The sequence below is a fragment of the Desulfovibrio diazotrophicus genome (assembly GCF_902498985.2).
Lineage (GTDB): Bacteria > Desulfobacterota > Desulfovibrionia > Desulfovibrionales > Desulfovibrionaceae > Desulfovibrio > Desulfovibrio legallii.
This window is the reverse complement of the sequence record NZ_OX346397.1, coordinates 1,506,332-1,527,980: the sequence shown is the minus strand read 5'-3', so window position 1 is coordinate 1,527,980 and position 21,649 is coordinate 1,506,332. Positions and strand designations below refer to the sequence as shown.

Genomic DNA, 21,649 nt, shown 5'->3' with positions numbered 1-21,649 from the left:
CTCACAGGGCCGAGCGCGGGGCGGCGTCTGTGCCGCCGTGGGCCGCGCTCAGGTTCATAACCACACGGCAGACGCCCGCCGTATCGCCCGATGTGGGGTGGGCCAGGCGGTGCGCCGCCCGGCGTTCCCACTGATCCACCACGTCCGGGGCCGCCGCGCGCAGCCGCAAAAGCAGGCGCAGGCATTCGGCCACGCTCCAGGCCTGGGCTATGCAGCCGTTGGGCGCGTAGGGCGGGGAACCGTCAAAAACTTCTGAAATGCTGCCCAGACCGGCGTCGGTAAGGTGATCGCAGTAGAGGGGGGTGAGCGTTTCCAAAAGACCCTGCACCGCGCCTTCCACATCCCAGGCCGTGCGCAGCAAGGCATCGCCGTAATGCCCCAGCAGCCAGGGCCAGACCGTGCCCTGGTGGTAGGCCCCGTCGCGTTCCGCCGGGCCGCCCGCATAGCGCCCGCAGTAAGCCGCAGCGTCCGGGGCCAGGGTGCGCAGTCCGTAGGGCGTGAGCAGCTTGTTGCGCACGCACTCCACCACTTGGGCCTGAAAGTCTTCCGCCAGGATGGGATAGGGCAGGGAAACGGCAAAGATCTGGTTGGGGCGCACGCTGGCGTCCAGTCCGCAGCCGGAGCCGCAGCCGGGGCCGCAGCCGGGGGCATTCTCGCCTCCTTCCCCGCGCCAGACGTCGCCCAGGTGCCCGCCGCCTTCCGGCGTCCAGAAGCGCTGCAAAAAGGTCTGGCGCATGTCGCGCAGCAGTGCATCCCCGGCCGGTTCCGATGCATGAAAGCGCCGGGCCAAGGAGTCCGCAAAGGCCAGCAGATTGTACCACAGGGCGTTGACCTCCACGGGAAAGCCGTGGCGCGGCGTTACCGGGCGGCCGTTGACCTGCGCGTCCATCCAGGTGAGCTGGGTGTGGGCGTCGCCCGCGTGCAGCAGGCCCTGGGCATCCACATAAATGCCCTGACCGGGGCCTTTGCGGTAGCCCTCAATAATCGCCAGCAGGGCGGGCCAGGCGTTTTCGCGCACCCAGGCAAAGCCCGCCTCGCCGGCCGTACGGCAGAGGCTCTGCACGGCAAAACCATACCACAGGGCCGCGTCCACGGCGTTGTAAGCGTGGTTGCCGTCGGCGGCGAACATGTTGGGCAAGAGGCCGTGGTGCAGGCTTTTGCCCAGCCGGGTCAGCACGGCCAGGCCGAAGTCCGTGCGGCCGGCTTCAAAGGTCAGGCCCGGCAGGCTGATGCAGGTATCCCTGCCCCAGGCTTCAAACCAGGGATAGCCGGCCACGACCTCAGACGCGCCCTGGGGCGTGGTGGTGCAGAATTGCCGTCCGGCCTGGGTCAGGTGCCCGGCCAGGCCGCCGCCTGCGCGGTGGGCCAGGGTGCGGGCGCGGCTTTCCGTCGTCCAGAGCGCGGCCAGATCGTCCGTGTGGGGGGCAATGCCTACCGAAAGGTAGACCTGGGCCCCGGCGGCCGGATCCGGCAGGGAAATTTCCAGAAATCCCGGCGTGAGAAGATCTTCGCTGGCTGGGAAGCCGCGTTCCGCCTCCTGAAAATATTCCACCTCGCGGTACCAGTCGGGCCAGGGGGTGAACCCTGCCCCGGCGCCCTGGCCGTCCGCGTTGCTTTGCCCTTGGGCGGACGCCCCCTGAACCTGAAAATAGAGCGGCGGCAGGCTGGCGTAGGGCTGGACGCTGAAGCCCCCCGGCAGAAGGACGGCGGCAAAGCGCGCCTGGGGGTTGGCTCTGGTGAGGGCGTGCATGGAGCGGCAGGCCAGCAGGGGCCGCAGGCGCAGACGCAGGGGCGGCAAATCCGCCGGACCGCGCAGGCTGTAGCGCAACACCAGACGGCTTGCGCCCCGGATGAGAAAAAGCTCCCGGTCCAGACGCACTTCGCCCACGCGGTAGGTCCACTGGGGCCATTGGTCCAGGCGGAAGGCCTCCTGATACTCGTGCCCGTGGGGATAGAGCTGGCCGGGGTGCTGGCGGGTGGAGAAGAAAAACTCTTTGCCGCCGCCCAGCACGGATTCCTCCAGGGCGGAGAGCAGCACATGGCGGCCGTGCGCGGTATTGACCACCAGCAGGCCGTGGTACTTGCGGGTATTGCAGCCCAGAATGCTGCCGGCGGCGTAATCGCCCCGGCCGTTGGTGAGCAGCCATTCCTTGCGCAGAGCCCGTCGGGTGTTCTGGCAGGCGGCCTTGTCGAAACTGAACCGCATGGGGCGCTCCTTGCCGGGGCTTGCGCGCCCGGCGGCCGCCAGGGTGGGGCGGTCGCCGCGACCAACCGCAGGGGCGTCCCGCGGGGGGGCACTCCGAAGCGGAAGGAAGGCTGGCGACCGCTCTGGCGGCGGGCCGCGTGGCTGCGGTAAGGCGGGAAAGAGGCGCAGCGAAACGCGGCGTCATAACCGGGCTGCGTGTCTGCCGTGACGTGCCCGGAATCGGCACGGCGGAGAGGGAGGGGAAAAACTGCCGACGTCAGATAGCGTGTCCGCAGTGAGAATTCCCCTTGTTTTCACTTGTATTCTACGGCAGTTTTCTTTACTTGTCGAGGTTTACCCCCTACGGAAAAGCGGAAAAGCGGTGCAAAAAGGCCGCGGACCGCAGGGGCTTTTGCTTTTTGCCGTTTTGGGTTAGGGTGGGGGTCTGTTCGCAACACGCATACCTGACGGGGGTGTTACATGAAAGGATGTGGCCGTTGGCTCGGGGCGTTGGCCCTGACCCTGCTGCTGCCGGCCGTGGCGCTGGCGGCGGACGTCAAGATCGGGCTCATGTGTCCGCTTACGGGCAAGTGGGCCTCCGAAGGCCAGGACATGAAAAACATCGTCAGCCTGCTGGCCGACGAGGTTAATGCCAAAGGCGGCGTCAAGGGCCGCAAAATCGAGCTGGTGGTGGAAGACGATGCGGGCGACCCGCGCACCGCCGCCCTGGCCGCGCAGAAGCTGGCCTCCTCCGGCGTGGTTGCGGTTATCGGCACCTACGGTTCGGCCGTGACCGAAGCCAGTCAGAGCATTCTGGACGAGGCGGGTCTGGTGCAGATCGGCACGGGCTCCACCAGCGTGCGCCTGACGGAAAAGGGCCTGCCGCTTTTTTTCCGCACCTGCCCGCGTGACGACGCTCAGGGACATGCCGCCGCCACGACCATTATCAAGGGCGGCTACAAGGCTGTGGCCCTGCTGCACGACAATTCCTCCTACGCCAAGGGCCTGGCCCAGGAAACCAAGGCTCAGCTGGACAAGCTGGGCGTGAAGGTGGTCTTTTACGACGCTCTTACCCCCGGAGAGCGCGACTACACGGCCATCCTCACCAAACTCAAGGCGGCTAAACCCGACCTGATTTTCTTTACCGGCTACTACCCTGAAACGGGCATGCTGCTGCGGCAAAAGAGGGAAATGGGCTGGAACGTGCCCATGATGGGCGGCGACGCCGCCAACCATCAGGATTTGGTCAAAATCGCCGGCAACGAAGCCGCCGAAGGCTACTTTTTTGTGAGCCCGCCCCTGCCGCAGGATATGGACACGCCCGAAGCCAAGGCCTTTCTGGATGCCTTCAAGGCCCGCTACCACGCGGTGCCCGTGTCCGTCTGGGCCGTGCTGGCGGGCGACGCCTTCAGGGCCATTGTGGGTGCGCTGGATGCCGGCCAGGACAAGCCGGAAGCCATGGCCGCATGGCTCAAGCAGCTCAAGGGCATGCCGGCCCTTTCCGGCGCGCTGGGCTTTAACGCCAAGGGCGACAGGGTGGGCGAGTTTTACCGTGTGTACAAGGTGGACGACAAAGGCCGCTTTGTGCTGCAACCCAAATAGCCACCGGCGGCTGTCCGCTGTCGGCGCGGTTGTGCGAGGCCCCGGTACACCGGGGCCTCGCCTTGCCAGCGCGGGCCCCGGCCCTACGCCGCCTTCCCGTGCCCCGCTGGCGGTCCGCCGTGCGGCCGGGCGCACCCAAAAAACATGGAACAATTCTTACAACAGCTTTTGAACGGCCTGGCCGTGGGGGGCATCTACGCGCTGGTGGCCCTGGGCTACACCATGGTCTACGGCGTGCTCAAGCTCATCAACTTTGCCCACGGCGACCTTTTTACCGTGGGGGCCTACCTGGGCCTGACCTTGCTGGTGAGCTGCAACCTGGCCGGGCTTTTGCCGCCCTTTCTGGCCGTAGGGCTGGTTTTTCTGATGGTGGCGCTGCTGGTGGCCCTGGTGGGCTACCTGCTGGAGCGCACGGCCTACCGGCCCCTGCGCAACGCCGGGCGGCTCTCCGCTGTGGTTTCGGCCCTGGGCGCGTCCATCTTTTTCCAGAACGCCATCATGCTCATCTACGGGGCGCGCTTCTACGTCTACCCGGACTATCTGCGGCCGGACTTCACCGTGCACCTGTTCGGCTTGGCCGTGCCCGGCGTGCGCCTCCTGGTCATCGCCGCCTGCGTGCTGCTCATGCTGGGTCTTTCGGCCTTTATCCAGCGCACCCGCACGGGCGCGGCCATCCGCGCCGTGGCCATTGACCCCGGCGCGGCGCAGCTCATGGGCATCAACGTGGACAGGGTCATCTCCTTGGTCTTTCTTATCGGCCCCGGCCTGGGCGGCGCGGCGGGCCTCATGGTGGGCATCTACTACGGGCAGATCGATTTTACCATGGGTTGGTCCTATGGGCTCAAGGCTTTTACCGCCGCTATCCTGGGCGGCATCGGCAACATTCCCGGCGCCATGCTGGGCGGCCTGCTGCTGGGCGTGGTGGAAGCCCTGGCCGCGGGCTACATTGCCATTGCCTGGAAGGACGCCATAGCCTTTGTGGTGCTGATCCTCATTCTCATTGTCCGGCCCACGGGGCTTTTGGGCGAACGCACGGCGGAAAAGCTATGAGCGCGCGCCGTTCTCCCTGGCTGTATATTCTGTCGGCCGTCCTGCTCTGCGCTCTGCCCCTGGTCTGCAACGCCTACTGGCTGGACGTCTGCGTGAGCATCGGCCTCTACGCCCTGCTGGCCCTTTCCCTCAACGTCATTCTGGGGCAGGCCGGCATCTTCCACATGGGGCACGCGGCGTTCTTTGCCGTGGGGGCCTATGCGACGGCCATTCTCAATACCGTCTACCATTGGCCCGTGCTCTGGGTCATGCCCCTGGCGGGCGCGGCCGCCGCTGTGGTGGCCCTGGTGGTGGCCCGTCCCATCATTCATCTGCGGGGCGACTACCTGCTTATTGTGACCATAGGCATTGTGGAGATAGTGCGCATTGCGCTCATCAACGATATTTTCGGTCTCACCGGCGGCTCCAACGGCATTTTCGGCATTGCCCGGCCGCGTTTTTTCGGCTTCAAAATCGTCAAAAGTCTGCACTTCTATTATTTGGTCTGGGGCATGGTGGGCGTGAGCCTGCTGCTCTTTTACGGCCTGTGGCACTCCCGCTTCGGACGTGCCCTCAACTACATCAAGGAGGACGACGTGGCCGCCGAAGGCTGCGGCGTCAACGTCACCCACTACAAGCTGGCCGCCTTTGTGCTGGGGGCCTTCTGGGCCGGCATGGCCGGCACGCTCTATGCCGCCAAAATGACCACCATTGCGCCGGAATCCTTCAACTTTATGGAATCTGTCATCATCTTTGCCGTGGTCATCCTTTCCGGCGGCAGCCAGATCGGCGTGCTCATCAGCGCTTTTCTCTTCATCGGCCTGCCCGAACTGCTGCGCGAATTTTCCAACGCGCGCATGCTCATCTTTGGTCTGGCCATGATGGTCATGATGGTCTGGCGGCCCCAGGGCCTGCTGCCCCCCCGGCCCCGGCGCTACCGCGTGACGCCGCCCCCGGACGGCCCCGCTGAACCGTCCGTCGCCCCTGCCGGGAGGCCCGTATGAGCCTCTTGCATTTGCAGCAGGTGACCAAGGTCTTCGGCGGGCTGGTGGCCGTCAACGATCTGACCTTCACCGTGGAGGCCGACAGCATCGTGGGCCTCATCGGCCCCAACGGCGCGGGCAAGACCACGGTCTTCAACTGCATTACCGGCAACTACACGCCGGAACAGGGTCGCGTCTTTTTCGACGGCGCGTCCATCGCCGGGCTGCGTCCCCACAAGGTGGTGGAGCTGGGCATTGCCCGCACCTTTCAGACTATCCGGCTGTTCGGCAAACTGCCCGCCCTGGAAAACGTCCTGGCCGGACGGCATTGCCGCATGCGCGCCGGGCTGCTCTCCTGTATGCTGCACACCGCGGCCCAGCGCCGCGAAGAACGCGCCGCCGTGGACCGCTGCATGGAGGAGCTGCGCTTTGTGGGCCTGGCCGACCACTACGCCGAGGCCGCCGGGGGGCTTTCTTATGGCAATCAGCGCCTGCTGGAGATCGCCCGCGCCCTGGCCTCGGACCCGCGCCTGATCATTCTGGACGAACCCGCCGGCGGCATGAACGACCAGGAAACCGCCGCCCTGGTGGAAACCATCCGCGCCATCCGCGACCGGGGCATCACTGTGCTGCTCATCGAACACGACATGCGCCTGGTCATGCAGATCTGCGAAAAACTGGTGGTGCTGGAACACGGCGCCATGATCGCCCAGGGCAGCCCCCAGACCGTGCGGCAGGATCCCGCGGTCATTGAAGCCTATCTGGGCGCGGACGACGGAGAGTGGTAAGCATGGCCCTGTTGCAACTGGCCGACGTGCGGGTACGCTACGGCAGTGTGGAAGTGCTGCACGGCGTTAACCTGCGCGTGGAAGAAGGCGAAATCGTCACCATCCTGGGCGCCAACGGCGCGGGCAAAAGCACCACCCTGCTTTCCATCAGCGGTCTGGTGCGCCCTTTTGCCGGCGAAATCCTTTTTGAGGGCCAAAACCTCCTGCGCCTGCCCAGCCACAAGGTGGTGGACCTGGGCATTGCCCAGTCCCCCGAAGGCCGCCGCGTCTTTGGCGTCATGAGCGTGCTGGAAAACCTGCGCCTGGGCGCTTTCTGCGTGCGCGACAAAGCCCGCAGCGAAAAGACCCTGGAGTGGATATTTGACCTCTTCCCCCGCCTGCTGGAGCGCAAGGACCAGCTGGCCGGCACCCTCTCCGGCGGCGAACAGCAGATGCTGGCCATCGGTCGCGCCCTCATGGCCCAGCCGCGCCTGCTCCTGCTGGACGAACCCTCTTTGGGCCTGGCCCCCCTGCTGGTGCGCTCCATCTTTGAAACCGTGCGGGCCATCAATAAACGCGGCGTTACCGTGCTGCTGGTGGAGCAAAACGCCCGCGCCGCCCTGCGCCTGGCCACCCGCGGTTATGTGCTGGAAGTAGGCAAGGTGGTGCGCGAAGACAGCGCCGCCAACCTGCTGGCCGACCCCGCCGTGCGCGAAGCCTATCTGGGAGGGTAGGGGAAACCCCTTTTTCCCCAGCGGCGTGATGCACTGCCTGGAGATGCCTATGTCCGCCGTCATGGCCTGTTATGTCTGCAGCTCCGGGGGCCTGGCCTTGGCCCGGCGGGTGGCGGCGGCGCTCACGAACGCGCCCCGGCCCGCCCCTGCTGCTGTATCCGGCCCTGCGGCGGCATCCGTTACACCTGCTGACGCCGTCATTCCCTCTCCATTCGGTTCTGATAAAGCTCTTTGTCGTCTTTATGCCCCCAGCCGCTTTTGTCCGGCGGACGCCAGCCCTTTTGACAGCCTGAGCGCCCTGCTGGCCGACACCTACCGCCGCTTTGACGCGCACATCTTTGTGGGTGCGGCGGGCATTGCCGTGCGCGCCCTGTCCCCCCTGCTGGCGCATAAAAGCGTGGACCCGCCCGTGCTGGTCCTGGACCCGGCAGGCCGCCATGTGGTGAGCCTGCTTTCCGGCCACTGGGGCGGCGGCAATGCCCTGGCCCGGCGTCTGGCGGCTCTGCTGGGGGCCGTGCCGGTCATCACCACCGCTTCGGACGCGGCGGAGCAAGGGACAGCAACGGGCGGGGCAGGGCCGGAACAGGACAGCACGGCGGGCCGCCCGCCCGAAGCCCTGGACCTGCTGTTGCGGGATGCGGGCCTGCGCCTGGCAGACTGGCCCCTGCTGCCCCGGTTGCAGGCGGCCTTGTTGGAAGGCCGGACCGTGCGGCTTTGGGATCCCTGCGGTGCTGTGCCGTCCCGACCCTGGCTGGAGCGTGTGGACACGCAAACGGACCGGCTGGCGGCGGCAGACCCCCAGGCGGAGCACGTCGCGCCGCCCCGGCAGCCGGAAGGCGGCTTGCTGCTGGCCGCGCACTATCGGCGGCTGCCCCCCGCGTTCGGCAGGCTGCGGGTGGCTGTGCCGCGCCTATATGTGGGTTTGGGCTGCCGCAAGGGTATTCCCGATCTGTCGGCGGCAGACGCCCTGTGCTCCCTTTGCGCCCGGCAGGGGCTGGAGCTGTCTGCCGTGGCCGGTCTGGCCACCGTGCGGGAAAAACTGGAGGAACCGGCCCTGCAACAACTGGCCGCCCTGCTGCGCGTGCCCCTGCGCGGTTTTGACGCCGCAGATCTGGCCCACTGCCCTGTGCCGCACCCTTCGGCGGCGGCGGGGCGGCGCTTTGGCCTGCCGCCCTTCAGTGTGTGCGAAGGGGCGGCCCTGCTGGCGGCTGAAGCTGTCGGAGGGCAGGCGCGCCTGCTCACGCCCAAGACCATATTTTGCGCGGCCCTGACCTTGGCCGTAGCCCTGTGTCCGCCCTGCGCGGCCGTCGTAGGCATGGAGGAAAAAAAATGAATCCCGCGACCTTGCATGTGGTGGGCCTTGGCCCCGGCGACGTCCAATGCCTCACGCCCCAGGCCCGGCAGGTGCTGCACGAAGCCCGTTGCGTGGCCGGATACCATCTCTATATGGATTTGGTGCCGTCGGAACTGCTGGAAGGCAAAACCCGCATCAGTACGGGTATGCGCCAGGAGGCCGAGCGCTGCGCCGCCGCCGTGGACGCGGCCTTGGCCGGAGAGCCCACGGCCCTGGTCTGCTCCGGCGACCCAGGCATTTACGCCCTGGCCGGTCTGGCCCTGGAAACCCTGGAGGCGCGCGGTCTGGTGGGTGTGGTGCCCTTTGCCGTGGTGCCGGGCGTGCCCGCGGTGTGCGCGGCGGCGGCCCTGTTGGGCGCACCGCTGATGCACGACTTTGCCTGCATCAGCCTGAGCGATCTGCTTACGCCCTGGGAAACCATTGTGCGCCGGCTGGAGGCGGCTTTGGCCGCGGATTTTGTCTGCGTGCTCTACAACCCGCGTTCCCGCGGACGGCAGGGGCAGTTGGCTGCGGCCCTGGACCTGGCGCGCAACTATCGGGAGCCGCACTGCCCCGTGGGCGTGGTGCGCCAGGCCTTTCGCCCCGGACAGAGCGCGGCCGTGCTGCGTCTGGATACGGTGGACCCGGAGCAGGTGGACATGCTCAGCCTGTGCATCATCGGCAACGCCACAAGCCGCGCCCTGGGCCCGTACATGCTCACCCCGCGCGGCTACGAGCGCAAAAGGCGGCCCTTGCCGGACGCCAGACCGCCGATGCGGGGCGCATAAGGCGGGCAGAGGCCGCACCCCGGAAGCTGAAATAAGACTCCAGACCGGACACAGCCCCCACCTGTGCGTGCGGCTGCGTCGGCCTTTTGGGGTGGGCTAACGCAGCCCCGTGAAGGTCAGGCCTGCGCCGCCCCGCTCGTCTCCTTTTTGAAGATGATGAGCGGGCAGTTCTTACAGATGGCCGCGCCTGGGAAGGGATTGCCCAGACGGGTGATAGCGGCCCCGCCCTTGGCCTTGATGCGGTCTTCCAGGCGCTGTACCACGCCTTCCAACTGCGAACCGGGAATGGAAACGTTGATTTCGCCCCGTTCGGTCTTGCCGGAATTGTAGCTGCCGCTGCAGGCCAGGTAGAGGTTGGCCTCCTGGGTGTTGAAGCTGTAAACGTTGCCGGAACAGGCGGCGGAATTTACGCTCATGGAAGGCTGGAAGCGCGCCCGTCGTTGCGATGCCATCCAGTCGTCCACCAGGTGGTAGGCCTGCATGGAATCGCAGTAAAAGTGCACCACGTCCGGCATGCCGGAGGCCAGAGCCAGCGGCGACACAGCCACGGCCAGCAGGGCATTTTCCTTGAGACGGGGTTTGGCCTCCAGTACGCTGCGGGCATGGGCCTCGTCCGCGCAGTACTTGGCGTGGCTCTTTATTTCCCCTTCGTCCAGGCCTTTCCAGCCGAAGACGAACTTGGCATTGGAACAGCCCAGCTTATCCTGCTCCAGCAGCACGGTAAGGCCCTCCATGCGCGCGCCTACTTCGGCCTGGCAGAAAGTCAGGGCCTTTACGGGCGCATAGTGGGGCTGATCGCGCTTGAAGTCTTCCAATTCTTTTTTATCAAAAAAGTACTTTACGGCTATGGGATAATGCATCAGCCGCAATTCACGCATCAAAACCTCTTGAAGTCGTGCGAAGATGTTCATATTCCTCCCTTTCAGTCAAGTATGTTGGGGTGAACTTTCTGCCTATAGGGCGTAATGATACGGCAGGATATAGACCCTTGCAAGGGGGGCGTCAAATATGTCACTCTTTTTAAGAATACGGCGTACTCATTAAAATTGAAAATACAAGCTATTGTAGCCAGTTGTTTCCTTTTCGGCAAAAAGGTGCACGCAAGGGCTATCCCCTGCAGCCGGTCCACATTGACAGAGGGACAAGAGGACCGTATGGTCTGGACAATTCCCATTTTCCGCATTTTACAAGGAGGTCCGCCGTGAAAAAAACTTTGGTTCTGGCCTGTAGCCTCGTGCTGGCGCTGGCTCTGCCCGCGCTGGCCGCCCCCACTGCTCCGGACAAGCCGCTGGAGTTCAAGGGCGCACAAAAGACTGTCATGTTCCCCCATGCCCCCCACGCCAAGGTGGAGTGCGTCACCTGTCACCATCTGGTAAACGGCAAAGAGAGCTTCGCCAAGTGCGGCTCCGCCGGTTGCCACGACGACCTGAAGGCTAAAAAGGGCGAAAAGAGCCTCTACGCCGTGGTGCACACCCGCACGGAACTCAAGCACATGACCTGCCTGGGTTGCCACTCCAAGGTCGTGGCTGAAAAGCCCGAACTTAAGAAGGATCTTACGGGCTGCGCTAAGTCCAAGTGCCATCCGTAGAGCATTTAACACTTGAAATGCTCGCTTACGGCAGGCAAAAGCCTGCCTTCTCGCACTTCGTGGCAAGGATTTTCAAGAAAATCCTTGCAGAGCAGTTAGCTCATTTCATTCGCTAACTGCTCTAGCCCGCAGCGCGGGCGGCTTTTGCCTCCCTGACTGCGTTAAGAGGCTGTTGTGGACCGGGTCTGTACCAAGGCGTACTTTCCCCCTTCCGCATCAGCCTCTTTTTTGTCGGGGAATAACATCCCCTTTCTCCGGCTGCCGGTGGGGCGGCAGTAAAGAAATGCGCGACGTTTTTGAAGCAGTGGCGGGCAGAATCCGGCGACAAGACAGCCCTTCGCCAGGTTGGTGCGGCGGTCAGGGTCCGCCCGCGCGGTCCCTGTGAGGGGAGGAAAGTTTTTTGAAGGATGGGGGGGCGTGGGGGGAAGAAACTTTTTTGCAAAAAGGTTCCCTTCCCCCCACAAAGAACTCCCCTTAGTCCTTATTTGGCGTTGAAGACCAGGGCGTCGTTCTGCACGTCCACGGTAACGTGCTGGCCGTCGCGGATTTTGCCGCTGACCAGTTCGCGGGCCAGGGGCGTTTCCACCGCCTGCTGGACGTAGCGTTTGAGGGGCCGCGCGCCGTAGACGGGGTCGTAGCCCGCGTCGGCCATAAAGGTGCGGGCGGCGTCCGTGAGGTCCAGTTTGATTTTGCGTTCTTCCAGGCGTTGGCGCAGGCGCTGCATCTGCAGGTCCACAATGCGGGCGATCTGGTCGCGGCGCAGGGGCAGAAAGACTACGGTTTCGTCCACGCGGTTGAGGAATTCCGGCCGGAAGTGGGCCCGCAGTTCTTCCATGACCTGTTCGCGTGCGCCTTCCTTGAGAGCTCCGTCCGGAGAGATGCCGTCCAGCAGGTGGGTGGAGCCGATGTTGGAGGTCATGATGATGATGCAGTTGCGGAAGTCCACGGTGCGGCCCTGGCTGTCCGTGAGGCGGCCGTCGTCCAGCAGCTGCAGCAGCGTGTTGAACACGTCCGGGTGGGCCTTTTCGATTTCGTCAAAAAGCACCACGGAGTAGGGCTTACGGCGCACGGCTTCAGTAAGCTGGCCGCCTTCGTCATAGCCCACGTATCCTGGGGGCGCGCCGATGAGGCGGGACACGGAGAATTTTTCCATGTATTCGCTCATGTCCAGACGCACCATATTGTCTTCGGTGTCGAACAGGGCTTCGGCCAGGGCTTTGGAAAGCTCGGTCTTGCCCACGCCGGTGGGGCCGAGGAAGATGAAGGAGCCGGTGGGCCGGTCTGGATCGGAGAGTCCGGCGCGGGCGCGCAGCACGGCGTCGGCCACGGCGGTCACGGCCTCGTCCTGGCCCACCACGCGCTCGTGGAGCTGATCGGCCAGTTTGAGGAGTTTTTCGCGTTCGGATTCCAGCAGACGCGTGACCGGGATACCCGTCCACTTGGCCACGATTTCGGCCACGTCGTCGGGGCCCACTTCTTCCCGCAAGAGGCGCTGGCCTTCAGAGCTGCCGGCCTTGGAGGCTTCGGCCAGCTTTTTTTGCAGCTCAAGGAGCTTGGAGTATTTGAGCTCTGCGGCCTTGTTGAGGTCGTAGGCGCGTTCGGCCTGTTCGATGGCCAGCTTGGTCTGTTCGATTTCGCCTTTGATTTCGCGCACGGTGTTGATGGAGCCTTTTTCGCTCTCCCACTGTTTGCGCATGGCGGCTTGCTGGGTACGCAGGTCGGCCAGTTCGTTTTCCAGGCGTTGCAGGCGGTCCTGGGAGGCGGCGTCGGTTTCGCGGCGCAGGGCTTCGCGCTCGATTTCGAGCTGCATGACCTTGCGGTTCACCTCGTCCAGTTCGGCAGGCAGGGAGTCGATTTCGGTGCGGATGAGGGCAGCGGCCTCGTCAATAAGGTCAATGGCCTTGTCCGGCAGCTGGCGGTCCGTGATGTATCGGTGGGAGAGCACCACGGCTTCCACGATGGCCGAGTCGCTGATGCGCACGCCGTGGTGGACTTCAAAGCGCTCTTTGAGACCGCGCAGGATGGAGATGGCGTCTTCCACCGTGGGTTCGTCCACCATGACGGGCTGGAAGCGGCGCTCCAGGGCCGGGTCTTTTTCGATGTACTTGCGGTACTCGTCCACAGTGGTGGCGCCGATGCAGTGCAGCTCGCCGCGGGCCAGCATGGGCTTGAGCAGGTTGCCCGCGTCCATGGCGCCTTCGGTTTTGCCCGCGCCCACAATGGTGTGCAGCTCATCAATAAAGAGGATGATCTGGCCTTCGCTTTTTTCCACTTCGTTGAGCACGGCCTTGAGGCGCTCTTCAAATTCGCCGCGGTACTTGGCCCCGGCGATGAGCGAACCCATATCCAGGGCAAAGAGCTTGTGGCCCTTGAGGCCTTCGGGCACGTCGCCCTTGACGATGCGGAAGGCCAGACCCTCCACAATGGCGGTCTTGCCCACACCGGCCTCGCCGATGAGCACAGGGTTGTTTTTGGTGCGGCGGGAGAGGATGCGCACCACCCGGCGGATTTCGGCGTCACGGCCGATGACGGGGTCCATCTTGCCCTGGCGCGCGGCCTCCACCAGGTCGCGGGCGTATTTGGAAAGGGCTTCGAAGGTGTCTTCGGGGTTGGCGCTGGTCACGCGCGCGCCGCCGCGCAGTTCTTCCATGGCGGCCACAAAGGCGGCACGGGTGAGCTTGTATTCCTTAAAAACCTCGCCCAGAGGCGAAGCAGGGGCAACGTCGGTAAGCGCGGCAAAAAGGTGGTCCACGCTGACGTATTCGTCCTTCATGCGTTTGGCTTCATTCTGGGCGTCGCCCAGCACCTTGGCCAGGCGCTGGGTGATCATGATCTTGGTGGGGTCCATGCCGCCGCCGGAAACCGCGGGCCGCTTGCGCAGCGCGCCTTCCAGGCCCACGGCCAGGGCCTTGGGCTGCACGCCCATCTGCTCCAGAATGCGGGGCACGATGCCGTTTTCCTGCCGCACCAAGGCCAGGGCCAGGTGTTCGGCGTCAGTTTCCTGATGGCCCATGCCGGCGGCAAGGGTCTGTGCTTCGCTGACGGCCTCGCGGGCTTTGTCGGTAAACTTGTTGATGTCCATAACATTCCTCCACACGCTGTACGCCCCCAAGGGGGCGCCGTGGTCTTCCGGCTTTTTTACGCAGGGGCCGGAGCCGCCTCCCTGTTATTCCTCAAACTTCTGCAGGCTGCGCACGCTGCGTTCCAGAGCGTCGATGCGCTCCAGCAGGTCCACAATAATAGTACCGCCCAGCACGGGCAGTTCAAAATCGCAGCAGATGCGCTCCAGCTTGCGCACGCGGTAAATGTCCGCATCGCGGAAAAAGTACTGCCGGGCGGCGCTGGTGCGCGTTTCAATCCAGCCCAGGCTGAGCAGTTCTTCCAGGCGTTCCGGCGCGATGCCGGTGGCCTCTACAAATTCTTCCCAGGCCATGACCGCAGAAGGGACAGGCCAGGACGGCTTTTTTGGCGTCATGCTCATGATGTTACCCTCCACCCGGCCGTCAGGCCCGCGCCTTGAAGGTCGAAGTCTCCGCCAGCTTTTGCCAGAGTTCGCGCTCCGCGTCGCTCAGGGCAGTTGGGGCCTTGATCATGACTCTGGCCAGCAGGTCGCCCCGTTGGCCGGCCGCGCCGAGGCCCTTGCCGCGCAGACGGAACTTGCGCCCGGAACTGGAGCCTGCGGGAATCTGCATTTCCACCGCGCCTTCCAGGGTAGGCACCTGCACGCGCGCGCCCAGGGCCGCTTCCCACGGGGCTAGGGCCACATCGCACTGCAGGGTTGTGCCGTCCACCTTGAAGGTGTTGTGGGGCAGATAGCGCACCCGTAAAAAAAGGTCGCCGGGCGTGCCGCCGGGGGCGGGGTCGCCCTGGCCGGCCAGGCGCAGCTTGGCCCCTTCGCGGATGCCCGCAGGCACGTTGACCTCCAGGGTCTTGGGGCCCTGGGCCATCTGCAGGGTGACCGTGCGCGGCCCGCCGCGCATGACCTCCTCCAGGCTCAGGGGCAACTCGGCCTCCACGTCGCGGCCCCGGCGTTGCCGCGCGGAAAAGCCGCCAAAGGGGTCCGGGCCGAAGCCGCCTGCCTGGCGTCCTCCGCCAAACTGGCTGCGCGCGCCGCCGCCGAAGAGGGTCTCAAAAAAGTCCGAAAAGCCCGAACCGTCAAAGTTTTTGCCGTTGAAGGTAAAGTGCACGTTTTCAAAGCCCGGTTCGCCCTGAAACTGCTGCCCGTGCTGCCAGTTGGGGCCCAGCTGGTCGTAGAGCTTCCGTTTTTCCGGATCTTTCAGCACTTCGTAGGCTTCGTTGATTTCCTTAAATTTTTCTTCGGCCTGCTTGTCGCCGGGGTTGAGGTCCGGGTGGTATTTGCGGGCCAGCTTTTTGTAGGCCCGGGAAATGTCCTCGGCCTTGGATCCCCGCTCTACGCCCAGAAGTTTGTAATAATCCTTGTACGATACTGCCATGCTTGCGCTCCCCCGTACGGGTCTGACAAGGCCGCCCCGGTGTGTAGACCCGGAACGGCGCGTCTGGGAAAAGAGTAAGGCCGCGGCCGGTGGCGTCAAGGGGAAAAGCGCGGCAAGCGGGCGAAAGCGGAAAAGGGGAAAAGCGGGAAGGGTGCAGCTGACGCAAAATTCCGGGAGCATAAACGTTTTTGCGGGGGAAGGGCGTTTGTTGCAACGTCCTTCCCCCGCAAAAGTATTTTTTTATTGTAGCGAGACGGCGGTGTTAGTCGCCGCAGAAGTGGCCTGTTTCGCGTTTAATGCCCAGAGCCACTTTCCAGAGTAGGGAAAGGACCAGGGCGCCGATGGCGTAGACGCCCAGAGCCACGGCGATTTCTTTGGCCGTGGGCATGTAGGGGGTGACGGCTTCAAACATGTTGGGGGTGAAGCCGCCCACCAGCAGACCCAGGCCCTTGTCGATCCAGGACGCCAGCACCAGCATGATCAGGGCGATGGGCATGAGGGTGGGGTGGGTGCGCCACTGCGGCGGGATGAGGATGACCAGGCAGCCGAAGGCCATAATGACCGCGGCCCACATCCAGTAGCTCACCCAGGGCAGGTGCCCGTCATGGCCGGAGAAGAGGTAGCGGATGGGCTCGGCGTGGCCGGGAATGCCGCTGTAGAAGGAGGTGAAAAGCTCCAGCAGGTAGAAGAACACGTTGACGCACATGGCGTAGACGATGATGGTGGCCAGGGTTTTGGTGGCCTCTTTGCCGGGCTCGAAGCCGGTGAGCTTGCGCAGCACCAGCATGAGCAGCAGCAGGATGGCGGGGCCGGAGCAGAAGGCCGAGGAAAGGAAGCGCGCGGCCATAATGGCCGTGAGCCAGTAGTGGCGGCCGGGGATGCCCGCGTAGAGGAAGGCCGTGACCGTATGGATGGAGAAGGCCCAGAGGATGGAGAGGTAGATGAGGGGCTTGATCCACTTGGGCGGATCAATCTCATGGCGCTCGGCCTCCAGGGTCACCCAGCCGATGGTGATGTTCAGCAGCAGGTAGCCGATGAGCACCAGCATGTCGTAGAACATGACGGAGTTGGGCGTGGGGTGGATCATGACGTTAAGCATGCGCTGGGGCTGGCCCAGGTCCACCACGATGAAAAGGGCGCACATGCACACGGCGGCCACGGCCATGAACTCGCCGAAGATGATCATGCGCTTGAATTTCTTGTAGTGGTGGAAGTAGGCGGGCAGCACCAGCATGACGGCCGAGGCCGCCACGCCCACAAAGTAGGTGAACTGCGAGATGTAGAGGCCCCACGAAACGTCGCGGCTCATGCCCGTGACGGAGAGGCCGTTTTTAAGCTGATCAAGGTAGACAAGGCCGCAGCCCGCGATGACGCAGAGCAGAAAGAGCAGCCACACGTAGTAGGTCTTGGGACCGTCGAGCAATTTTTCAAGCATGGCCTGTTCCCCCTAGATAAGGTAGTAGACGCCGGGCTGCGTGCCCAGGTTGGGCTTGCGGCGGATACTGTAGTTGTTGGCCAGGGCCTGACGCACCGACGAATTGGGGTCTTCCAGGTCGCCGAACAGGATTTTGCCCTTGGCGGCTTCCACGCAGGCGGGCATCTGGCCCACGGCCAGGCGCTCAGCGCAGAAGGTGCACTTTTCCACCACGCCGATCATGCGGGTGGGGAAGGCGGGGTTGGGCACCGGGTCGGGCAGGAATTTGCGCGGGTCTTTGAAGTTGAAAGAGCGCGCGCCAAAGGGACAGCCCGCCATGCAGAAGCGGCAGCCGATGCAGCGGTGGTAGTCCATGGCCACGATGCCGTCTTCCATCTTGTAGGTGGCCTGGGTGGGGCAGACCCGCACGCAAGGCGGATTGCTGCAATGGTTGCAGAGCAAGGGATAGCTGGCGGTAGCCCGTTTGGTGTCCAGGTGGGCGTTCATTTCATCGGGGAAGGTGTGCTCAAAAGAATCGAGCCAGAACCACTTGATATCCTGATTGTCGGGAATGTGCGGCACGTTGTGCGCCTTGTGGCAGGCCTCGATCAGGGGTTCATAGTCCTGAGGGCCGGCAAACTGCCGCGTGTCAATGACCATGGCCCAGCGTTTGGCGTGCAGGGCGTGGTCGGCGCGTTCATAGCGGCCGGGGGCCACCTGGGCCAGAGCATTGCCGGCCAGAGCGTCCAGAGCCGCCACCCCGCTGCTCAGGGCAAAGGCAGAAAGCCCCGCCACTTTCAGAAAGCTTCTTCTGCTCTTGTTCATTACTTGCTCCCCTGAGGAATGATGTGGCAGGTCCAGCAGTAAGGATCAACGCTGTTGGCCACGTGGCACTTTTCGCAGAATTCCTTGTAGTTGTTGTGGCACTTTAAACAGGTGTTCTGCAGGCTGATGGTCCATTTTTTGCCGTTGGTTGCCACATAAACGCGGTTTTCCTTGCGCAGGGCCTCGTCGCGCCATTCGTTGAGCAGGCGCATGTGCTGGTCGCGCATGAAGGCGGTGCTTTCAATGCACTCTTTTTCATTCTTGGGCAACACAATGCCGGTGCTGGAATATTTGCTGCCCAGCATGCTGACCCAGAAAGGGGAGGTGAACAGGACCACGAAGATGATGATCCCCACAATGACAGCTTTGGCGTTGTACATTTATTGGCCCTCCCCCTGCGTCTCAGGCGCGTCGTCCTCGTCCTCCGCCACATTGGGCAGGTCTTCCTGGCGCAAGTCCATGGTGCGCTTGTGCTCGCCCTTCATGATCAGGGCGTTGGCCACCAGCTCGTGCAGGCCGCTTACGGAGACGCCGGGCGCCCAGTAGTTGGCCAGGGGGGGCAGGGTGGCGCGGTCAATGGCGCACACGCAGGCCATGTGGTTGACGCCGTACTTCTGCTGCACATAGCGCAGGGCGTTGCCGCGCGGCATGCCGGAGCGCATGCGCAGTTCCATAATTTCTTCGGTGTTCAGGCCCGAACCCGCGCCGCAGCAGAAGGTCTGCTCGCGGATGGTGTTTTCGGGCATTTCCACAAAGTTGTTGCACACGGCCTTGAGCACGTAGCGGGGCTCTTCCAGCAGGCCCATGGCCCTGGCCGGGTTGCACGAATCGTGGAAGGTGGTGATGAGGTGGTCGTTGCGGCTGGGGTCCAGCTTGAGCTTGTTGTGGTGGATAAGGTCGGCCGTGAATTCGGCAATATGGACCATCTTGGTGGAAGCCGCGTTTTTGAACACCGTGCCGGTAATGGGCGAAACGGGCACCTCCATGCTGGCGGGGGCCGGGCCGTTGTAGGTGTCCATATACTGATTGATCACGCGCCACATATGGCCGCACTCGCCGCCCAGAATCCACTTGGAGCCCAGGCGCTCGGCCTCGGCGTACATCTTGGCGTTGAGCTTTTTGGCCATGTTGAAGGTGGTGAAAGAACCGAAGTTGCCGCCTTCAGAGGCATAGGTGGACAGGGTGTAGTCCAGGTCCAGCTCATGGAAGAGCATGAGGTAGCCCATGAAGGTGTAGATGCCGGGGTCGGCAAAAACGTCGCCGGAGGGCGTAATGAAAAGGATTTCGTGGCCCTTTTCGTTGAAGGGAGTCTTGGGCCGGATGCCGCAGACGGTTTCGCAGTCGTCGGCCAGCATTTCCACGATTTCCACAAAGGAGTGGGGCTGAATGCCCAAGTGGTTGCCGGTAAAACTGCAGTTTTTCACCGGGTCCATGATCCAGTGAATGCCCAGGCCCACTTCGTGCAGCAGTTCGCGCACGATGGCGGTGATTTCCGCCGTGTCGATGCCGTAGGGGCAGAACAGGGAGCAGCGGCGGCATTCCGTACACTGGTAGGCGTAGTAGAAAAGCTCTTTCACTACGCTTTTGTCCCAGCCGCGCGCGCCCACCTTCTTGCCCAGCAGTTTGCCGAGCATGGTGTAGTCGCGCCGGTAAAGGGAGCGCAAAAGCTCCGCGCGCAGCACGGGCATGTTTTTGGGGTCATTGGTACCGAGGAAAAAGTGGCACTTGTCCGCACAGGCCCCGCAGCGCACGCAGATATCCATAAAGAGTTTGAGCGAGCGGTGTTTTTCGAGGCGTTCGGCAAAGGCGTCGCACAGAATCTGCTCCCAGTCCTCGGGCAGGTTCCAGTCCTCGGCGGACGGATCCCAGTCGTGGGGGTGCGGCATGTGCAGCAGTTCCATAGTCTCTTTTTTTGCCGGGTAGCAGTAACTGCCCGGCGTAAATTCGGGCTTGACGTCAAGCCATTGGGCGTCCGGAAAGGCCGGACGGCTGGCGACAAGCATTTGCGGCGTAGGTAATTTGGCCATGATGAAGACTCCTTACTCGGCGGCCTTGTCGGGTTGCTTTTCCAGCGGCAGCCCGGCCTCGGCCATGGCGTCGCGATAGGTATCCTCGTACTCGGCGTAGGTGAAGAATTGCTTGGGCGGATTCCAGGGGTTGATGTGCCGCACCCGGCGCGAATTGTTGGCCAGGTTGCGCGTGGGGCTGAAAAACACGCCCGGCATGTGCGCCAGCTTGGAGAAGGGGAAGTAGATCAGCAGCACGCAGACCAGAGTAAGGTGGGTAAAGAACAGGGCATTGATGCCCGCAGTGGTCACGGGCGTAAAGTGCGTGAGGCCCATGATGAAAATCTTGACCTGGGCGATCTCGGTCTTATCAAAGTAGCGCAGGCAGATGCCCGTGCCCACGATGCCCATGAGCAGCCAGAGGGGAAAGTAGTCGTTGAAAAGCGAAAGGTAGCGCAGCCGTTCGTTGAACACGCGGCGCGCCAGCAAGAAGAGCAGGGCCGCCAGCACCAGGCCGCCGGTCATGAAAAAGCGCGGCGAACCCACCTGCATGATGCCGTCGATGCTCTCCAGAAAGCGGATACAGGATGGCACGGGGTCCATAAAAAAGCGAAAATGCCGGATGAAAATGAGCAGAAAACAGTAATGGAACAGCAGGGCGAAGGCCCAGAGCCACTTGGAAGAATAGTAGATGGTGCGCGGGCCTTTGTTGGCGGGGTCAAACTCGCGCACTTCGGCATAGGTGTTGCGGAACAAAGACCGAAAAAGAAAGACTTCAAAAAACATGCGCTTGACCACGCCCCAGGTGGTGCTGGGACAGTCGATCTTGTTTTGTTTGATGAAGTCCAGCGACTGCTCCTGCCCGCCCGTGGTGGGGATGCAGAAGGGCACGGGCGATTTGGCCCAGTAGACCATGCGCCAGACCATGCCGCCGATGAACACGACCACCGCCACATAGGGCAGCGCCACGCCGAACAGGCCCGCCAGCCCGATGGCCGACCCCGCCCAGGCGACGGCTCCTATGAGCAGCACCAGCAGTAATGAATTGAACATTCCCTACCTCACTTCCACTAGAGCATTTTGGCGCCGGAAAAGAGCTTCCGGCGCTTTTTGAGCAGCAGGCCCGGAGCGGCCTCTCACTGCCTGCCGAATCCCGCGCCGTCCTGTCGTGCCCCGGGCGCGGCAGGCCTTTCCCTGGTGCGGGCAGCCCCTTGAAACACCCAAAGGTTTGCGCAGCCGGAAAACGCGGATTTCGGCCGCAGCCGCGCCGCTTGGGCATGCGCCGCCTATGCGGCCGCAACGCAGATCAGGGTTGCACTGCGCAGGGGGGGTCAGCGCGCGTTCGCCGGGCCGTCCGGCGAGCCGCTCTCCAGCTTTTGCGCCCAGCGCGCCAACTGGGCGTACTGGTTGCGTATTTCCGTAATGCGCGATTGCGCCAGAATCTCCCGGTCTTCCATATACATATCAAAGGCCAGGAGGGTCAGGGTATCCACGCGCGATTCGGTCTCCAGATATTCCGCCAAAAGGCCTTCCGCCTGCAGGGCGGGCATGACCTGCGCGCGCAGGATGGGCTTCAGCGCGCTGAAGACCCCCAAACCCTGGCTTGGCGTGAATTTTTGCACAGCCCGCAGCTTGATGAAGCGGTCCAGCGCCTTGCGGACCTGCTCCACAGCTACATGTTCGCCGGTAACGGCGTCGTAAAGGGCTGCGGCGGCCTCCTTGGTCATGTGGGCCACAGGGTTGCCGAAGGGGTCGTGCTTGGTACGCAGAAACCCTGTCGTTTCAAACGGATAGGTGTTGAACACGGTCTCCGTCCACAAAGCCGTCACGGCATCCTTATGCTGACGAAAAACGTCGATTGCTTTCATGCCACCCCTTCAGAGCCTTGCGGCCAAGGCTCTCTCATATAAATGGGAAGCGCAAAGTGCGTCAAGCCCCTTG

The 21,649-nt window shown here is 63.5% G+C and carries 19 protein-coding genes; 8 read left to right on the top strand and 11 right to left on the bottom strand.

Annotated features, from left to right (window positions below):
* Position 1 precedes the first annotated feature (1 nt).
* On the bottom strand, positions 2–2,206 hold the full coding sequence (locus tag J7I12_RS06670) for an amylo-alpha-1,6-glucosidase (RefSeq protein ID WP_288908405.1): 2,205 nt from the start codon (positions 2,204–2,206) through the stop codon (positions 2–4).
* A 459-nt stretch (positions 2,207–2,665) separates the two neighbouring features.
* Between J7I12_RS06670 and J7I12_RS06665 the strand changes: the two genes are divergently transcribed.
* The 7 genes from J7I12_RS06665 to cobJ all read left to right on the top strand — a co-directional run bounded on the left by J7I12_RS06665 (position 2,666) and on the right by cobJ (position 9,421).
* A complete protein-coding gene (locus J7I12_RS06665; RefSeq protein WP_118229603.1) occupies positions 2,666–3,787 on the top strand; it encodes a branched-chain amino acid ABC transporter substrate-binding protein in 1,122 nt (373 codons plus the stop codon).
* A 144-nt stretch (positions 3,788–3,931) separates the two neighbouring features.
* Positions 3,932–4,837: a branched-chain amino acid ABC transporter permease gene (locus tag J7I12_RS06660; RefSeq protein ID WP_118229602.1), complete on the top strand. Its 906-nt coding sequence runs from the start codon at positions 3,932–3,934 to the stop codon at positions 4,835–4,837.
* Positions 4,834–5,820, top strand: coding sequence for a branched-chain amino acid ABC transporter permease (locus J7I12_RS06655; RefSeq protein WP_118229601.1), 987 nt, complete (start codon positions 4,834–4,836; stop codon positions 5,818–5,820). The genes J7I12_RS06660 and J7I12_RS06655 overlap by 4 nt, the downstream gene beginning before the upstream one ends.
* On the top strand, positions 5,817–6,587 hold the full coding sequence (locus J7I12_RS06650) for an ABC transporter ATP-binding protein (RefSeq protein ID WP_118229600.1): 771 nt from the start codon (positions 5,817–5,819) through the stop codon (positions 6,585–6,587). The genes J7I12_RS06655 and J7I12_RS06650 overlap by 4 nt, the downstream gene beginning before the upstream one ends.
* A 2-nt stretch (positions 6,588–6,589) precedes the next feature.
* Complete coding sequence (locus tag J7I12_RS06645; RefSeq protein WP_118229599.1) at positions 6,590–7,300, top strand: ABC transporter ATP-binding protein; 711 nt, start codon at positions 6,590–6,592, stop codon at positions 7,298–7,300.
* Between the two features lie 49 nt (positions 7,301–7,349).
* Positions 7,350–8,633, top strand: coding sequence for a cobalamin biosynthesis protein (locus J7I12_RS06640; RefSeq protein ID WP_288908408.1), 1,284 nt, complete (start codon positions 7,350–7,352; stop codon positions 8,631–8,633).
* Positions 8,630–9,421: a precorrin-3B C(17)-methyltransferase gene (gene cobJ / locus J7I12_RS06635; protein ID WP_288908410.1), complete on the top strand. Its 792-nt coding sequence runs from the start codon at positions 8,630–8,632 to the stop codon at positions 9,419–9,421. Before J7I12_RS06640 ends, cobJ begins: the two co-directional genes overlap by 4 nt.
* A gap of 116 nt (positions 9,422–9,537) precedes the next feature.
* Here cobJ and J7I12_RS06630 read toward each other — a convergent pair whose 3' ends face one another.
* On the bottom strand, positions 9,538–10,299 hold the full coding sequence (locus J7I12_RS06630; RefSeq protein ID WP_270229163.1) for a DUF169 domain-containing protein: 762 nt from the start codon (positions 10,297–10,299) through the stop codon (positions 9,538–9,540).
* Positions 10,300–10,622: 323 nt separating this feature from the next.
* Between J7I12_RS06630 and J7I12_RS06625 the strand changes: the two genes are divergently transcribed.
* Positions 10,623–11,009: a cytochrome c3 family protein gene (locus J7I12_RS06625; RefSeq protein ID WP_118229596.1), complete on the top strand. Its 387-nt coding sequence runs from the start codon at positions 10,623–10,625 to the stop codon at positions 11,007–11,009.
* A 481-nt stretch (positions 11,010–11,490) separates the two neighbouring features.
* Here J7I12_RS06625 and clpB read toward each other — a convergent pair whose 3' ends face one another.
* The 9 genes from clpB to J7I12_RS06580 all read right to left on the bottom strand — a co-directional run bounded on the left by clpB (position 11,491) and on the right by J7I12_RS06580 (position 21,576).
* Positions 11,491–14,091: an ATP-dependent chaperone ClpB gene (gene clpB / locus J7I12_RS06620; protein ID WP_118229595.1), complete on the bottom strand. Its 2,601-nt coding sequence runs from the start codon at positions 14,089–14,091 to the stop codon at positions 11,491–11,493.
* 84 nt (positions 14,092–14,175) lie between these two features.
* The gene (locus tag J7I12_RS06615) at positions 14,176–14,490 is read right to left on the bottom strand and encodes a chaperone modulator CbpM (protein WP_118229594.1); all 315 of its coding nucleotides are present in this window, start codon (positions 14,488–14,490) and stop codon (positions 14,176–14,178) included.
* A gap of 22 nt (positions 14,491–14,512) precedes the next feature.
* Positions 14,513–15,463: a DnaJ C-terminal domain-containing protein gene (locus J7I12_RS06610; protein ID WP_118229593.1), complete on the bottom strand. Its 951-nt coding sequence runs from the start codon at positions 15,461–15,463 to the stop codon at positions 14,513–14,515.
* Positions 15,464–15,725: 262 nt separating this feature from the next.
* Entirely contained in the window at positions 15,726–16,898 is a 1,173-nt protein-coding gene (dsrP, locus tag J7I12_RS06605; RefSeq protein ID WP_118229592.1) for a sulfate reduction electron transfer complex DsrMKJOP subunit DsrP, read from the bottom strand.
* Positions 16,899–16,910: 12 nt separating this feature from the next.
* Positions 16,911–17,702 carry a sulfate reduction electron transfer complex DsrMKJOP subunit DsrO gene (dsrO, locus tag J7I12_RS06600; protein ID WP_118229591.1) on the bottom strand — a complete coding sequence of 264 codons (792 nt, stop codon included), beginning with the start codon at positions 17,700–17,702 and terminating at the stop codon, positions 16,911–16,913.
* Positions 17,702–18,082, bottom strand: a complete 381-nt coding sequence (gene dsrJ / locus J7I12_RS06595) for a sulfate reduction electron transfer complex DsrMKJOP subunit DsrJ (RefSeq protein WP_118229590.1) — start codon at positions 18,080–18,082, stop codon at positions 17,702–17,704. The genes dsrO and dsrJ overlap by 1 nt, the downstream gene beginning before the upstream one ends.
* A complete protein-coding gene (dsrK, locus tag J7I12_RS06590; RefSeq protein ID WP_118229589.1) occupies positions 18,083–19,729 on the bottom strand; it encodes a sulfate reduction electron transfer complex DsrMKJOP subunit DsrK in 1,647 nt (548 codons plus the stop codon). It lies immediately after the preceding gene.
* Positions 19,730–19,741: 12 nt separating this feature from the next.
* Positions 19,742–20,761: a sulfate reduction electron transfer complex DsrMKJOP subunit DsrM gene (dsrM, locus tag J7I12_RS06585; protein WP_118229588.1), complete on the bottom strand. Its 1,020-nt coding sequence runs from the start codon at positions 20,759–20,761 to the stop codon at positions 19,742–19,744.
* A 278-nt stretch (positions 20,762–21,039) separates the two neighbouring features.
* A complete protein-coding gene (locus tag J7I12_RS06580) occupies positions 21,040–21,576 on the bottom strand; it encodes an RsbRD N-terminal domain-containing protein (RefSeq protein WP_118229587.1) in 537 nt (178 codons plus the stop codon).
* Between the last annotated feature and the right edge of the window lie 73 nt (positions 21,577–21,649).